We start from the raw sequence: 14587 nt of genomic DNA on the forward strand, positions 1-14587 counted from the left end.
CGGGTGCTTCGGGCGCTTCGGGTGCTTCGGGCGCTTCGGGCACTCCGGGCGCTCCGAGCCATTCGGGCACTTCGACCGCCCAGCACCGGCGCGCCTGACGCCGCACGTGGTCTGCGCTACGACGCCTCTTCGCCCTTTCGAATCACGCTGAGCTGGCCGTTACGTTCCAGGATCGCGGCCTCCACGCGCGCGAGGTCGCGTGCGCCGAGCGACTGCCGCACGCTCTCGTAGATATCGGTTTCCGTGATGAGCGCCGCGCCCATCTGCTTCTCGTCGAAGCGCCCCTGGTGGAACACCTCGCGCTCGATGCCTACCACCAACCGCTCCAACGCACGCGAATGCACGCACAGCCAGGCCAGCACGCGATGCAGCACCACGATCACGAGCGACGCCACCGCGGTGGGCACGAACGGCGACGCGCCCACCACGGCGCGGCTCAGAATGGCGCCCAGCAGAATGCCCACCACGTAATCGAACGGCGAGCGCTGGCCGAACGAGCGACGGCCCGAAATGCGCACGAGCACGAGCGCCAGCACGAACACGACGAGCGAGCGCATGCCCATCTGCAACGCGTCGAGATTCCGGCCCTCGCCGAACAACGCCACGAGCGTATTCATATGCCGCCTCCCTTTGCCTCATTCGAATGGGGTTGCATGCGTGCTGAGCCGACACGCTACGCGGGATGCGATACAGGGCGTGCGGTGTGTGCGACGCGCCGTATCGCCTCGATGAGCTGATCCGCTGGCACGGGCTTGGTGAGGTGCGCCGCGAAGCCGGCAGCGACGGCGTTGTCGTTCGGCGTGCCATTCGGCGGCGCATTCTGCGAGCCATTCGGCGTGCCGTTCTGCGTGCCATTCGATGCGCCATTCCGTGTGCCGTTCGACACCATGCCACTCGACCCCATGCCATTCGATGCCGCGCCATGCCCCGCCGTACCCTGCGTACGCGCCGCCATCCCGGCACCGGGAAGCGGCACGGTCGGCTCCACCGCGCCGTCTTCGGTGAGCGTATAGCCCGTTAGCGCGATGGCTGGCAGGCGAGCACCGGCGCGCAGTCCGCGCCGCGCTTCGAGTTCGCGCACGCGGCGCAGCACGTCGAAGCCGTCTTCCCGTTCGAGCACGATGTCGCAGACCAGCACGTCGGGCCATGCGTCCATGTCCTCGCCTTCGAGCATCGCGAGCGTATCGTCGCCGCCCTGCGCGGTCTGCACGCGCGCGCCCATCGAGGAAAGCATGGCCTCCAGTGCGTCGCGCGTCTCTTCCTGGTCGTCGATGGCGAGTACCGCAATACCCTCCAGGGGCTGGGCGTCGAAATGCCGGGCCGATCCCGAAGGCACGGATGGTGCCGCCGCCGTGCTCGGAACGCCCGGCACGGCTGTCGAAACTGACGAAGCCGATGAAGCAGACGAAGCCGGCACACCGCCCTGCACAACCGAAGCGACCGAAGCCGCCGAACCAACCGAGGTAGCCGACACCGACGAAACCACTGGCACATCCACCACCGGCCGCAACGGCAACGTGACCACGTAGGCCAGCCGCGTCTGCACCGGCATCACCGTAAACCCGCCGCCCGCCGAGACGATGGTGGCTTCCAGCTTCCGCGCGCGCTCCTGCGAAAGCTCCGCGGGCCGATCGCCCGCACCCACCACCGTAAGCCACGCCTCGTTGCCGAAGTGGTCCGCGCGCAGTTGCACCCGGCCGCCGCGCGGCGCGTGAGTCAGCTCGTTGCGGCACAGTTCGGCCACCACGCCCGCCAGCTTGTCGCGCTCGCCGGTAATGAAAAGGCCCGGCTCCGCCACGAGCGTCGTGAAGTCGGCGCGCTGGCGTGCGGCGTCGGTGCGCACCATCGCCGCCACGTGGGCCACCAGTTCGTCCAGTTCCACGGGCTGCGCCACGAGCCTGCGTTGCGCGCGCTCCAGTTCATCCTGTTGCTGTTGCAGCGACCACATCTTCATGTACACGCCTTCGCGCGCGAGCAGTGCCTCGTGCGTGCCCTGCTCCACGATATGACCGTGCTCCATCACGAGAATGGTGTCCGCATCCACCACGGTGGAAAGGCGGTGCGCAATCGTGATGGACGTGCGCCCCTGCGCGAGGCGCTGCAATTCCAGCTGGATGGCGCGTTCGGAGCGCGTGTCGAGCGCCGAGGTGGCCTCGTCGAACACGATGATGCGCGGGTCTTTCAGAATGGCGCGCGCAATGGCAATGCGCTGGCGCTCGCCGCCCGAAAGCCGCACGCCGCGCTCGCCCACCTGGGTGTCGTAGTGATCGGGCAGCCGTTCGATGAAGCCGTCCAGCTGCGCGGCACGCGCGGCGCGCACCACGTCCGCGCGCGTGGCGCCGGGCCGGCCGTAGGCGATGTTGTAGGCAATCGTGTCGTTGAAGAGCACCGTGTCCTGCGGCACGATGCCAATCGCTTCACGCAGGCTGGTCTGCGTGACGTAGCGCAGATCCTGGCCGTCAATACGCACCGTGCCCGACGTAGGCTGATACAGCCGGAACAGCAGCTTCACGAGCGTGGACTTGCCCGAGCCGCTGCCGCCCACCACCGCCATCGACGTTCCGGCCCGCACGCGGAGATCGATGCCGTGCAGCACCTGGCGCTGCGCGTCGTAGCCGAAGTCCACGTGGTCGTAGGCGATCTCGCCCGCGTGTATGGCAAGCGGCTGCGCGCCCGGTTCGTCCAGGTCTTCGCCCACGCGCCCTTGCGCCGCGAGAATGCCGAACATGCGCTCCACGTTGACCATCGCGTCGTTGGTCTCGCGAAACACGAAGCCCAGCGAATTGAGCGGCAGACACACCTGGATGATGTACGCGTTCACGAGCACGAGGTCGCCCACGCTCATGCGCCCCACCATCACGTACTGCACGGCGAGCAGCATCACAGAAGCCACGCCGAACGCAATCACCGCACTCTGCCCGATGTGCAGCGTGGAAAGCGCGCGCTGGTTCGCCATGCGCGCCGTAATCCAGTGGCCCAGAATGCCCGAGAGCCGCCGCGTCTCCAGCGCTTCCGTAGCGAAGTATTTGACCGTGTCGTAGTTGAGCATGCTGTCCACGAAACGGCTGTCTGTCTGCGCCTCCAGCCGGTTGACGGCACGCTGATGCACGAGCCGCCGCCGCGTGAAAATCACCGTATAGATCGCGTAGACCACGAACGTCATACCGATGATGGCCGTGAACGTCGCGGCATAGCTCGCCATCATGATCGCGATCACAGAGCCGATTTCGATCAGCGTGGGCACGATCGTGAAGATGGCGATGCCGAGCAGATAGCCGATGCCGTCCGTGCCCTTCTGCACGTCGCGCACCACGGCGCCCGTCTCGCGCGTGGCATGAAAGCGTGCGCCCAACCGATGCAGATGCGCGAAGGTGCGCTCCGTGAACGACGCCACCGTGCGCTGCGTCACCACGCTGAACACCACGTCGCGCACTTCGTTCAGCGCGCCGCTCACGAAACGCAAAATCGCGTACGCCAGCACGAGAAAGACGGGAAAAAGCGCAAGCGGCGACGGGTGACTGACCTCGTCCACGATGCGCTTGAGCACGAGCGGCACGCCCACCGCGGCGAGCTTCGCCGCGACCATGAGCGCGACGGAAACCAGCGTGACGTTGCGGTACTGCCAGATGGCGCGCCCCAGGTCCACGAAGATGCGGCGGCGCAGGTCGCGCTCCTGCGAGGGCGTGCGCTGTGCCGCCGCGGCGAGCCCCGGGGTGGGGCCCGGCTGAGGAGGGGTGCGCGTACTGTCGCTCGCCATGCCGTCGTCCCGCGCCGGCGTCAGCTGTCGCCGTTATCCTTGTGCCCCGGCAGCACCGAGGCCAGCACCTGCTTCGCCGTGCCTGCAATCACGCTGGCCTCGCGCGGGTCGCCCTTCAGCAGCGTGTGCGCGAAGTGGCGCGCCTGTTCCAGCGTGACGTGCGGCGGCAGCGGCGGCACCTCGGGGTCGCTCTTCACTTCGAGCACCACGGGCCGGTTCGACGCGAGCGCCTCTTCCCATGCGGGCGCGATCTGGTCGGGCTCCGAAACGTAAATGCCTTTCAGCCCGATCAGCTCCGCGAAGCGGTGATACGGCACGTTCGGCACCTGCTGCGAAGCGTCGAACTTCGGGTCACCTTCCATCACGCGCTGCTCCCACGTGACCTGGTTGAGGTCTTCGTTGTTGAGCACCATGCAGATCCAGCGCGGGTCGGCCCACTGCTGCCAGTACTTCGCCACCGTGATGAGTTCGGCCATGTTGTTCATCTGCATGGCGCCGTCGCCCACCAGCGCGATGACGGGCCGCGACGGATGCGCGAACTTCGCCGCAATCGCGTAGGGCACGGCGGCGCCCATCGACGCGAGGCCGCCCGAAAGCGAGCACATCATGCCGCGGCGAATCTTGAGGTCGCGCGCGTACCAGTTTGCACAGGAACCCGAATCGCTCGTGATGATGGCCTGATCGGGCAGGCGCGGCGAAAGCTCGGTGAAGGCGCGCTGCGGGTTCACGCCGCGGCCCGACTTCGCGGGTTCCAGCGCGCGCTTGTGCAGCGTCTTCCACCACGAGTCGGTCCAGCGTTCGATGCGCTTGCGCCACGTCGTGTCTTCGCGCTCGTGCAAGAGCGGCAGCAGCGCGCGCAGCGTTTCGGCCGTGTCGCCCACCAGGTTGACCTCCATCGGGTAACGCAGGCTCAGCATGTCGGCCTTGATGTCGATCTGCACGCCGCGCGCCTGACCTTCTTTCGGCAAGAACTCGGAGTACGGGAAGCCCGAACCCACCATCAGCAGCGTGTCGCAGTCGGTCATCATGTCGTAGCTCGGCAACGTGCCGAGCAGGCCGATGGGGCCCGTCACCCACGGCAACTCGTCCGGCAACACGGCCTTGCCCAGCAGCGCCTTCGCCACGCCCGCGCCCAGGCGGTCCGCCACGGCGATCACTTCGTCCGTGGCGCCCAATGCGCCTGCGCCCACCAGCATCGCGACTTTCTTACCGGCATTGAGCACATCCGCCGCACGTTGCAGGTCGTCTTGTTGCGGCACGACCTTGGGCCGCGAATAGCCCACGCCCGAATGTACCGTTCCGTGCTTGCGGCCCGGCGGCTCGTACGGCAATTCCTGCAGATCGTTCGGCAGCACGAGCGCGGTCACGCGCCGCTCGGCCACCGCGATGCGCACCGCGCGGTCCACGAGGTGTCGCACCTGGCCCGGCACCGTGGCGAGTTGCACGTAGGAGCCCGCCACGTCCTTGAACATCGACACCAGATCCAGCTCCTGCTGATAGTGCCCGCCCAGCGAGGCGCGCGCCTGTTGCCCGGTAAGGGCGAGCACGGGCATGTGGTCCATGCGCGCGTCGTAGAGACCGGTGATGAGGTGCGCGGCGCCCGGCCCAGACGTGGCGATGCATACGCCCAGTTCGCCGGTAAATTTCGCGTGCGCGCAGGCCATGAATGCGGCCATTTCTTCGTGTCGCGCCTGAATGAATTCGATCTTCCCGCCCGCGCGATTCAACGCGCCGAACACGCCGTTGATGCCGTCGCCGGGATACCCGTAGATGCGGCGCACGCCCCAGTGATAAAGCCGGTCGACGATGAAGTCACCCACAGTAGCAGCCATGAAACGCCTCCTTTGCCTGACCCAAGCGGCGGGGCAAGAAGCGCTCCCGGTCCTCGCGCGGCATGGCGGGCGCACGGCGGACGCGCGTGTTTTCGCGGTCGGACAAAACCGGTACACCGCCCGCTCCTTATTTACACGCGGCGTGTAAGAAGCTCAGCGGCGCAACTCGCGCGGTGGAGAGACACGGTGCAAACCGGCGATGGCCTGCGTAGTACTTCGCAGTGACATGCAGGCGTACCGCGTTCACGCCTTCCTCCATGCAGCGATGGGCACACGCCGTGCTGAATCCCTATCCATACACGGCCGTCGATTTCCAAACGCGCGGCGCCGAGCCAAACGTCCCAACGTCCAAGGGTTCGATAAGGCCCGGCCCGCGCGCTCAAAGCCGGTCCCGTTCGAACACAAGAGAGCCATCCGCGAAGGAGATTCGATGAAAGTCGCCCTCATCAGTGAACACGCTTCTCCGCTCGCCGTAGCCGGCGGTGTCGATAGCGGCGGTCAGAACATCTACGTCGCGCACGTGGCCCGCCAGCTTCACAAGGCCGGCCACCAGGTCGACGTGTTCACGCGCCGCGACCGTGCCCTGCTGCCGCTCGTCTCGAATATGGACGGCGTGCGCGTCGTACACGTGCCGGCCGGGCCGCCCATGCAGTTGCCGAAGGAAGAACTGCTGCCGTGGATGGGCGAATTCGCCGATTTCCTCACAGGTTTCTGCCGCGGCGAGAGCCGGCCTTACGACGTGCTGCACGCGAATTTCTTCATGTCAGGCCTCGCCGCGCTGAAGACAAAGGCCGCGCTCGGCATACCGCTCGTCATGACGTTCCATGCGCTGGGCCGCGTGCGCCGCCTGCATCAAGGCGCGGACGACGGCTTTCCCGACGAGCGCTTCGCCATTGAAGACGAACTCGTGCGCGAGGCGGACACGATCATCGCCGAATGCCCGCAGGACGAGGCCGACCTGATCGACCTCTACGGCGCGGACCCGCAACGCATCGACGTGATTCCGTGCGGCTTCGACACCGCGGAACTGCGGCCCGTATCGCGCCGTGCCGCGCGCGAAGCGCTGGGCTGGCCGCAGGACCGCTTCACGGTGCTGCAACTGGGACGGCTCGTGCCGCGCAAGGGCATCGAAAACGTGGTGCGCGGCATGGGCGTGCTGCGCCAGCGTTATGAATCGGACGCGCACCTCTACGTAGTGGGCGGCAACGCGGATGCGCCCAACGAAATCGCGACGCCGGAAATCGCGCGGCTGCGCGGCATTGCGCACCAATGCGGCGTGGAAGACTGCACGACCTTTGTGGGCCGGCGCGGACGCGCGCAACTGCGCTACTTCTATAGCGCCGCGGATGTCTTCGTCACCACGCCGTGGTACGAGCCGTTCGGCATTACGCCCGTGGAGGCGATGGCCTGCGGCACGCCGGTGATCGGTGCGGACGTGGGCGGCATCCGCTCCACCGTGCTCGACGGCGAAACCGGCTTCCTCGTACCGCCACGCGACCCCGACGCGCTCGCGGCACGTATCCATACGCTCGTGCGCAACCCGGCGCTCGCGCGGCGCATGGGCGAAGCCGGCATGGCGCGCGCCAAGGCGCAATTCACCTGGCGCGGCGTGAGCGACGCGCTGCTGCGCGTGTACCGCCGCGTGGCCGAACTGCCCGGCGAAGCCGAGCACGTCGGGGCGTCGCGCAAAACGGCCACTCGGGCGATGGCCCAGGCTATGACCCAGGCTGCCAGCGGAGGCTCATTCGCGTGAACGGACTCGATACGCGCCACGCGGCGGTGTTTCTCGACAAGGACGGCACGCTGCTGGAAGACGTGCCGTACAACGTCGATCCGTCGCACATGCGCTTTACCAGCGGCACGCGCGAAGCACTCGCGCTGCTCGCCGCGCACGGCTTCAAGCTGATCGTCGTCAGCAACCAGCCCGGCGTGGCGCACGGCATGTTTGCCCTCACGGCGCTGCGCGGCGTGCAGATGCAGCTGGCCCGCATGTTCGGCACCTGCGGCGCCGAACTCACGGCCGCGTACTGGTGCCCGCATCATCCCGACGGCATCGTCGCGCGCTACACGCGCCACTGCCGTTGCCGCAAGCCCGCGCCGGGCATGCTGCTGCGTGCCGCGCGCGAGCACGCCATCGACCTTGCCTCGAGCTGGTTCGTGGGCGACATCCTGGACGACGTGGAGGCCGGCAATCGCGCGGGGTGCCGTTCCATCCTGCTCGACAACGGCCACGAAACCGAGTGGCGGCCCGGCCCTCATCGCGTGCCGCATGCCCGCACCCGCGACCTCTACGGCGCCGCACTCACCATCGTGGAAGCACGCGCCCGCCAGGAACGCGTGGCGCCGCTTGCAGACGTAGCGGACCGCGGGCTGAGCCTGGGGAGCGTGGGATGAACCGCGCGAAGACGTTCACGTTTTCCGTGCTGCCCACCGCGCCGCACGCCTTCGCGCCCGCAACACGGCCGGCTGCCGTCTGGGGGCCGGAGGTGCGGCGCATTCTGTGTGTGCGGCTCGACAACCTGGGCGACGTGCTCATGACCACCCCGGCCATGCGCGCGTTGCGCGAGGCCGAGCCGGGGCGGCAGCTCACGCTGCTGGCGTCGTCGGCAGGCGCGCAGATGGCGCCGTATCTGCCCGACGTGGACGAAGTGATCCGCTACGACGCGCCCTGGGTGAGCGGCCAGGCCGAGCCCGCCGTGCAGACGGACCTGCAGATGCGCCGCGCGCTGGAAGCCGGCCGCTTCGACGCCGCCGTGATCTTCACCGTCTATAGCCAGAACCCGTTGCCGGCCGCGCTGATGTGCTACCTCGCGGGCATTCCGCGGCGGCTCGCCTGGTGCCGTGAAAACCCCTACCACCTGCTTACGGATTGGGCCCTGGAGAAAGAGCCCCAGCAGCACGTGCGCCACGAAGTGGAGCGGCAACTCGCGCTGGTCGAGCACGTGGGCGCAACGGCCGCCACCACCGCCACCGACACGCGCATGCGCTTCGCCGTAGCGGACGAAGACCGTCACGCGCTCGACGCCCTGCTCGCCACGCACGGCGTGCGTGCCGGCACGCCGTGCGTCGTGCTGCATGCGGGCGCGAGCAGCGCCTCGCGTCGGTATCCCCCGGAGCGTTTCGGCGAAGTGGCCTCGCACATCGCGGCGCAACTGCGCTGCCCTGTTCTGCTCACGGGCGGCGTGGAAGAACGCGAGACGGTGCAGCGCGTGGCGAGCGCCACGCGCGCAAGCGTGCGCCGCTATCTCTGCGATCTCTCGGGCCTGCTCACGCTCGGCCAGCTTGCGGCGCTGCTGGAACGCGCCGCCGTGCTGGTCTCGAACAACACGGGGCCTGTGCATATCGCCGCGGCACTCGGCACGCCGGTGGTGGATCTCTACGCGCTCACGAATCCGCAGCACACGCCATGGCAAACGCCGAGCCGCGTGCTGTTCCATGACGTGGCGTGCCGCTGGTGTTATCGCAGCGTCTGCCCCGAGGGACACCATGCGTGCCTGCTCGGCGTGCCCGCCGCCGAAGTGGCCGAAGCGGCGTTGCAGCTCGCGGCGCCGCGTCTCTCCCCTCCGTCGCCGCCGTCCCCTCCGTCGCTGGCTTCGGCTTCGCGCCCCGCGCCGCGCGACACCACCGGGCCGCTGCCCGTCAAAGCCACCCGCTGGCCCGGCGAAGCCGCCGTGCTGGCCCGGTTCCCGAAAACCTCCTGAACGTCCGGACTCGCGCCATGTACACACTCGGAATCAATGCCGTCTATCACGACAGCGCCGCTGCGTTGCTGCGCGACGGCGTCGTGCTCGCCGCCGCCGAGGACGAGCGCTTCACCCACGTGAAGCATGCCAAGCGCCCGGTGCCTTTCTCGACGTGGCAATTGCCCTACGACGCCATCGACTTCTGCCTCAAGGAAGCCGGCATCACGCTCGCCGACGTCGATCACGTGGCGTACTCGTACGACCCGTCGCTCTTTCCCGGCATGCCGAAGCAAGAGGCGCTCACCATCGAGCTGCCGTTTCACCCCACGAAGCGCAAGCTCACGAACCCGTCGGAGTCCCCGTGGGACCCGCTGTTTCTGAGCTACATCGTGAACGCGAAGGCGCAATTGCTCGACGGCGCGCCGCATCACCTCATGAAGCGCTTCAAGGGCGTGGACCGCGAGAACGGCTTCCAGTGGCACTTCGTAGAGCACCACCTCGCGCACGAGGCAAGCGCATTCCTCGCCGCGCCGTTCGAAGACTCCGCCGTGCTCACCATGGACGGCCGCGGCGAAGGCGTCACCACGAGTCTCGGCAAATTCGTGGACGGCGAATACACGCGTCTGCGGCAGGTGGAGTTGCCTCACTCGCTGGGGCTGCTCTATGAAGCGGTCACGAGTTGGCTCGGCTTCCTGCACTCGTCGGACGAGTACAAGGTGATGGCGCTCGCCGCTTACGGAAAGCCCGCCTATGTGGCCTATTTCCGCGGCATGGTGCGTTACCGCAGCGACGGCACGTACACCGTGGACGCGCCGCGCCTCGTCGACCGCTTCGGCCCAGCGCGCGAGCGCGGCGGCCCGCTCGAGCAACGCCACTTCGACATTGCGTGCTCGTTGCAGCGCGTGCTCGAAGAGACCGTGTTGCAGCTTGCGAACTGGCTGCATCAGCAGACCGGTTTGCCGAATCTCTGCATGGCGGGCGGCGTGGCGCTCAACTGCGTGATGAATTCGAAGGTGCGCGACCAGGGTCCGTTCAAGGAAGTCTGGGTGCAGCCCGCGGCGGGCGACGCCGGCACGGCGCTAGGTGCGGCGCTCTGGACCGACTGGCGCGAGCGTGGGGCACAGGCGAGCGTGGGCAACGCGGGCAGCGAACGCCGCCACTGGCGCATGGATCACGCGTACCTGGGGCCGGCCTGGCCCGACGACGAGATCGAACAGTTTCTGCGCTGGAGCAAGCTGCCGTTTCGCCGCCTCGATGACATCGCGGGTGAAACCGCCGCACTACTCGCGGACGGCAACGTGATCGGCTGGTATCAGGGCCGCACGGAATTCGGGCCGCGTGCGCTGGGCGCACGCTCCATTCTGGCTTCGCCGCTCGACCCCGGCATGCAGGCCAAACTCAACGAGATCAAAGACCGCGAAGATTTCCGCCCCGTGGCGCCCGTCGTGATGGAAGAGCACGCGGCGGACTGGTTCGTGGGCGCGCGCGTGGCGCCGTTCATGCTGTTCGTGTTCGACATCCGGCCCGACCGCGCCGACCGCATTCCCGCCGTGCGCCACGTGGACGGCACGGCCCGCGTGCAGACCATCAACCACCGCCAGCATCCGCTCTACTACGACCTGCTCGACGCGTTCCGTCAGCGCACCGGCGTGCCGGTGCTCGTCAACACGTCGTTCAACACGCGCGGCGAGCCGATGGTGAATTCGCCGCGCGATGCGGTCGAATCGTTCTGGACGTCGCCGCTGGATGCGCTTGTGATCGGTCCGTTCCTTGTTACCAAGAACGGAGGCCAACGATGACGCCGCCCGCACGCGGCGGCGTCGCGCCGGTTCAGTTGCGAGCGGTGGAGGCCGAGGTTCAGCCCGAGGTTCAGCCCGGCGTTCGTGCCAAAGCTGGAGCCACAGCCGAGACGGCGCCCACGGCAACGTCGCATGACGCGGCCGGGACGCTTGCAGCCGAGATGCTTGCAGCCCCAACGCCCGCCGCCACCGCAGAACCCCTGCGCCCCGCCGAGCAGGCCATGCCCGCGCGGCCCGACCTCTCGGTGGTCGTGCCCACCTACAGGCGCGCGGCGTTGCTCGAAAACTGCCTCCACGCGCTCGTGGCGCAAGACTACGATCCCACGCGCTACGAGGTCATCGTCTGCGACGATGGGCCGGACGACGACACGCGCGCGCTCGTCGAACGCACCGCCGACGCGGCACGTGCACGCGGCCTCGTGGTGCGCTACGTGCCGGTCACGCGAACCCAGGGCCCGGCGGGCGCCCGCAACGCGGGCTGGCGCGCGGCGCACGCCCCGCTCATCGCCTTCACCGACGACGACACCGTGCCCGACCCGCACTGGCTTTCGGCGGGCCGCGAAGCCATGTCGGCGAGCGGCGCGGCGGCTGCCTGCGGCGACATCGTGGTGCCGCTGCCCACGCGCCCCACCGACTACGAAGCGGACGCAGCCGGCCTCACCGTGGCCGAGTTCGCCACGGCCAACGCGTTCGTTACGCGTGCGTTCCTTCATCAAGCCGGCGGCTTCGACGAACGTTTCACGCAGGCCTGGCGCGAAGACTCGGACCTGCAGTTTTCGATCATGCGCGCGGGCGGTCGCGTGGAGCATGCGCGCGGCGCCGTGGTCGTGCATCCCGTGCGGCCCGCGCCCTGGGGCGTGAGCATCGCGCAGCAGCGCAAGGCGCAGTTCGAAGCGCTGCTGTACAGCAAGCATCCGCAGCTATACCGGCAGCGCATTCGCCGCTGGCCGCCGCTGCATTACTACGCGATTGCCGCGGGCGCATGGCTCGCCCTGGCGGGCGCGCTGGCAGGCGTCGTGGAATTGGCGGCTTGCGGCGCCGCCGTGTGGTTCGCGTTCACGCTCGCGTTCTTCGTGCGTCGGATGAACGGCACGAGCCACCGCTGGCGCCACATCGTTGAAATGGCGTGGACGTCCGTGCTCATTCCGTTCCTCTCCCTCTATTGGCGCTTGTATGGCGCGTTCAGGTACCGCGTATGGTTTCTCTGACTCCGCCTGGCTCTCATCGCTCCAGCGCGCAAGCCTCCAGAACGCTCGCGCTGCGTGCTGTTGCACCGCGCCGCGTGGTGGTGTTTCGCGCGCTGCAACTGGGCGACATGCTGTGCGCCGTGCCCGCGCTGCGCGCCATGCGGCGCGCGTGGCCTTCTGCGCAGATCACGCTGATCGGCCTGCCGTGGGCGCGCGCGTTTGCCTCGCGCTACGCGGAACTCGTCGATGAATTCGTGCCGTTTCCGGGCGCGCCCGGGTTCGTCGAACAGGAGCAGACCAGCACCGCGCTGCCCGTCTTCTACGCGCAGATGCGCGCGCGCCACTTCGATCTGGCCATCCAGTTGCACGGCAGCGGCAGCCGCTCGAACGGCGTCGTGTTCAATCTGGGCGCTGCCGTGTGCGCGGGCTTCGTGCCGCCCGAAGAAACGCATCAGCTGGCCGGCTGCTTCATTCCGTGGCCCGAGCAGTTGCCGGAGCCGCTGCGTTATCTCGCGCTCATGCACGCGCTCGGCCTGCCCGCCGACGACGCCGCGCTCTCCATTCCCGTGACGCACGCCGACCGCGACGAATACGCGGCGCTGGCCGCAAGCTGCCACATCGAGCCCGAGCGGCTCGTGCTGATTCATCCCGGCGCACAGTTGCCGTCACGGCGCTGGCCCGCCGTACGCTTCGCCGCGGTGGCCGATGCGCTGGCCGACGCCGGCTGCCAGGTGGCCATCACGGGCAGCGAAGCCGAATTGCCGCTCACGGGCGCCGTGCTCGGCGCGATGACGGCACCCGCGCTGCATCTGGCGGGCAAAACGTCGCTCGGTGGTCTCGCTGTGCTGGTGTCGCGCGCGCGACTCGTGGTGTGCAACGACACGGGCATCTCGCACGTGGCCGCGGCGATGAAGACCGCGAGCGTGGTCGTGGCGTCGGGCAGCGATACGCGGCGCTGGGCGCCGCTCGACAGCGAACGCCATCGCGTGCTCGCGGACTGGCCTGCCTGCCGGCCCTGCATGTATCGCGACTGCCCGTACGGTCATCCGTGTGCGCTCAATGTTTCGGTGGAGAACGTGGTGGATGCGGCGCGCGAGCAGCTTGCGCGAGCGGCACAGGCGCTGGCGCTGGCGGGCGACGCATGGCCCGACGCCGCTGACGCGCAGGATGCGGGCGACGATGCAGCGAACGCAGCGACTCCCGCCACCTGCGCCCCGGCATGCGATGCATCCACGCCGGCGACCGAGCGGCTGCACGCGGGCTCGCTGCGCGCAACGTCCACCGCGCTCGTTTCAGCGGCGTCGCCCGCCCCCACGAAGGAAGCCCGCCATGTCCGATAACAGCGTTCACCGCGCCGAAAGAAGGCTGCGCGTGCTGACTTGGCACGTGCACGGCAACTACCTCTACTACCTCACGCAGGCGCCGCACGACTTCTATCTCGTGACGAAGCCGGGCAACCCGCCCGGCTACGCGGGCCGCGTGGGCGTGCTGCCCTGGGGGCCGAACGTGCACGAGGTGCCGGCCGGCGAAGTGGCGGCCCATCGCTTCGACGTGGTGCTCTACCAGCATCGGCTGCACTGGCAAAACGATCGGCACGCGCTGCTTTCGGGCGAGCAGCAGGCGCTGCCGCGCATCTATCTGGAACACGATCCGCCGCAGACGAATCCGTTCCAGCAGCCGCATTGGGTGGACGATCCGGGCACGCTGCTCGTGCACGTCACGCACTTCAACCGGCTCATGTGGGACAGCGGCAGAACGCCCGCGCGCGTGATCGAGCACGGCGTTGTGGTGCCGCCGCACGTGCGCTACAGCGGCGAGCGGGCGCGCGGCATCGTGGTGGTGAACCACCTCGCGAAGCGCGGGCGGCGCCTCGGCGCAGACGTGTACGCCGCGTTGCGCGAGGAGGTGCCGCTCGACCTGGTGGGCATGCAGTCCGACGAACTGGGCGGCCTGGGCGAGATCGGCAACCTCGATCTGGCGGCCACCATTGCGCCCTATCGCTTCTTCTTCAACCCCATTCGATGGACGAGCCTGGGCCTTTCCGTCGTGGAGGCCATGACGATCGGCATGCCCGTGATCGGCCTTGCCACCACGGAACTTGCGAGCGTGATTCGCAACGGGGAGAACGGCTTCGTGCACACCGACCCCGCGCAGCTCGTGCAGGCCATGCGCGTGCTGCTGCACGACCCGGCCGAAGCGAAGCGGCTGGGCGACGGCGCGCGTCACACGGCGCTGGAGCGCTTTTCCATTGAACGCTTCGCGCGCGACTGGGACGAGGCGCTGCGCGCCGTGGCGGCGTAGAAGCGGCTCGCTTTAGCGAGAGAAGGCA

General features: G+C 68.4%; 10 protein-coding genes. 7 read left to right on the forward strand and 3 right to left on the reverse strand.

Annotated elements, in window-relative coordinates:
• Window positions 1-116: 116 nt before the first annotated feature.
• The 3 genes from PXJ20_RS29995 to PXJ20_RS30005 are packed head-to-tail and all read right to left on the reverse strand — an operon-like array spanning window position 117 to window position 5589.
• Window positions 117-617, reverse strand: a complete 501-nt coding sequence (locus PXJ20_RS29995; RefSeq protein WP_126875548.1) for a DUF421 domain-containing protein — start codon at window positions 615-617, stop codon at window positions 117-119.
• Window positions 618-673: 56 nt separating this feature from the next.
• A complete protein-coding gene (locus PXJ20_RS30000) occupies window positions 674-3757 on the reverse strand; it encodes an ATP-binding cassette domain-containing protein (RefSeq protein ID WP_421031508.1) in 3084 nt (1027 codons plus the stop codon).
• A gap of 20 nt (window positions 3758-3777) precedes the next feature.
• The gene (locus PXJ20_RS30005) at window positions 3778-5589 is read right to left on the reverse strand and encodes a thiamine pyrophosphate-requiring protein (RefSeq protein WP_421031509.1); all 1812 of its coding nucleotides are present in this window, start codon (window positions 5587-5589) and stop codon (window positions 3778-3780) included.
• A 430-nt stretch (window positions 5590-6019) separates the two neighbouring features.
• Between PXJ20_RS30005 and PXJ20_RS30010 the strand changes: the two genes are divergently transcribed.
• The 7 genes from PXJ20_RS30010 to PXJ20_RS30040 all read left to right on the forward strand — a co-directional run bounded on the left by PXJ20_RS30010 (window position 6020) and on the right by PXJ20_RS30040 (window position 14559).
• Entirely contained in the window at window positions 6020-7342 is a 1323-nt protein-coding gene (locus PXJ20_RS30010; protein WP_421031510.1) for a glycosyltransferase family 4 protein, read from the forward strand.
• Window positions 7339-7983 (forward strand): D-glycero-alpha-D-manno-heptose-1,7-bisphosphate 7-phosphatase, encoded by a 645-nt coding sequence (locus PXJ20_RS30015; RefSeq protein WP_413215770.1) that lies wholly within the window; start codon window positions 7339-7341, stop codon window positions 7981-7983. The genes PXJ20_RS30010 and PXJ20_RS30015 overlap by 4 nt, the downstream gene beginning before the upstream one ends.
• Complete coding sequence (waaF, locus tag PXJ20_RS30020; RefSeq protein WP_421031511.1) at window positions 7980-9290, forward strand: lipopolysaccharide heptosyltransferase II; 1311 nt, start codon at window positions 7980-7982, stop codon at window positions 9288-9290. Before PXJ20_RS30015 ends, waaF begins: the two co-directional genes overlap by 4 nt.
• 17 nt (window positions 9291-9307) lie before the next feature.
• Window positions 9308-11071 (forward strand): carbamoyltransferase, encoded by a 1764-nt coding sequence (locus PXJ20_RS30025; RefSeq protein WP_421031512.1) that lies wholly within the window; start codon window positions 9308-9310, stop codon window positions 11069-11071.
• Between the two features lie 221 nt (window positions 11072-11292).
• Complete coding sequence (locus PXJ20_RS30030; protein WP_421032617.1) at window positions 11293-12279, forward strand: glycosyltransferase family 2 protein; 987 nt, start codon at window positions 11293-11295, stop codon at window positions 12277-12279.
• A gap of 107 nt (window positions 12280-12386) precedes the next feature.
• A complete protein-coding gene (locus tag PXJ20_RS30035; protein ID WP_421032618.1) occupies window positions 12387-13598 on the forward strand; it encodes a glycosyltransferase family 9 protein in 1212 nt (403 codons plus the stop codon).
• Entirely contained in the window at window positions 13588-14559 is a 972-nt protein-coding gene (locus tag PXJ20_RS30040) for a glycosyltransferase family 4 protein (RefSeq protein WP_421031513.1), read from the forward strand. Before PXJ20_RS30035 ends, PXJ20_RS30040 begins: the two co-directional genes overlap by 11 nt.
• Window positions 14560-14587: the final 28 nt, after the last annotated feature.

This window comes from Paraburkholderia sp. A1RI_3L (assembly GCF_048957895.1).
Classification (GTDB): Bacteria; Pseudomonadota; Gammaproteobacteria; order Burkholderiales; family Burkholderiaceae; genus Paraburkholderia; species Paraburkholderia kururiensis.

Excerpts from the sequence above, each read along its gene's own strand:
- PXJ20_RS30025 (WP_421031512.1), top strand. The coding sequence starts at position 9,308 with ATGTACACACTCGGAATCAATGCCGTCTATCACGACAGCGCCGCTGCG.
- PXJ20_RS30000 (WP_421031508.1), bottom strand. The coding sequence starts at position 3,757 with ATGGCGAGCGACAGTACGCGCACCCCTCCTCAGCCGGGCCCCACCCCG.
- PXJ20_RS30010 (WP_421031510.1), top strand. The coding sequence starts at position 6,020 with ATGAAAGTCGCCCTCATCAGTGAACACGCTTCTCCGCTCGCCGTAGCC.
- waaF (WP_421031511.1), top strand. The coding sequence starts at position 7,980 with ATGAACCGCGCGAAGACGTTCACGTTTTCCGTGCTGCCCACCGCGCCG.
- PXJ20_RS30035 (WP_421032618.1), top strand. The coding sequence starts at position 12,387 with ATGCTGTGCGCCGTGCCCGCGCTGCGCGCCATGCGGCGCGCGTGGCCT.
- PXJ20_RS30005 (WP_421031509.1), bottom strand. The coding sequence starts at position 5,589 with ATGGCTGCTACTGTGGGTGACTTCATCGTCGACCGGCTTTATCACTGG.
- PXJ20_RS30040 (WP_421031513.1), top strand. The coding sequence starts at position 13,588 with ATGTCCGATAACAGCGTTCACCGCGCCGAAAGAAGGCTGCGCGTGCTG.
- PXJ20_RS29995 (WP_126875548.1), bottom strand. The coding sequence starts at position 617 with ATGAATACGCTCGTGGCGTTGTTCGGCGAGGGCCGGAATCTCGACGCG.
- PXJ20_RS30030 (WP_421032617.1), top strand. The coding sequence starts at position 11,293 with ATGCCCGCGCGGCCCGACCTCTCGGTGGTCGTGCCCACCTACAGGCGC.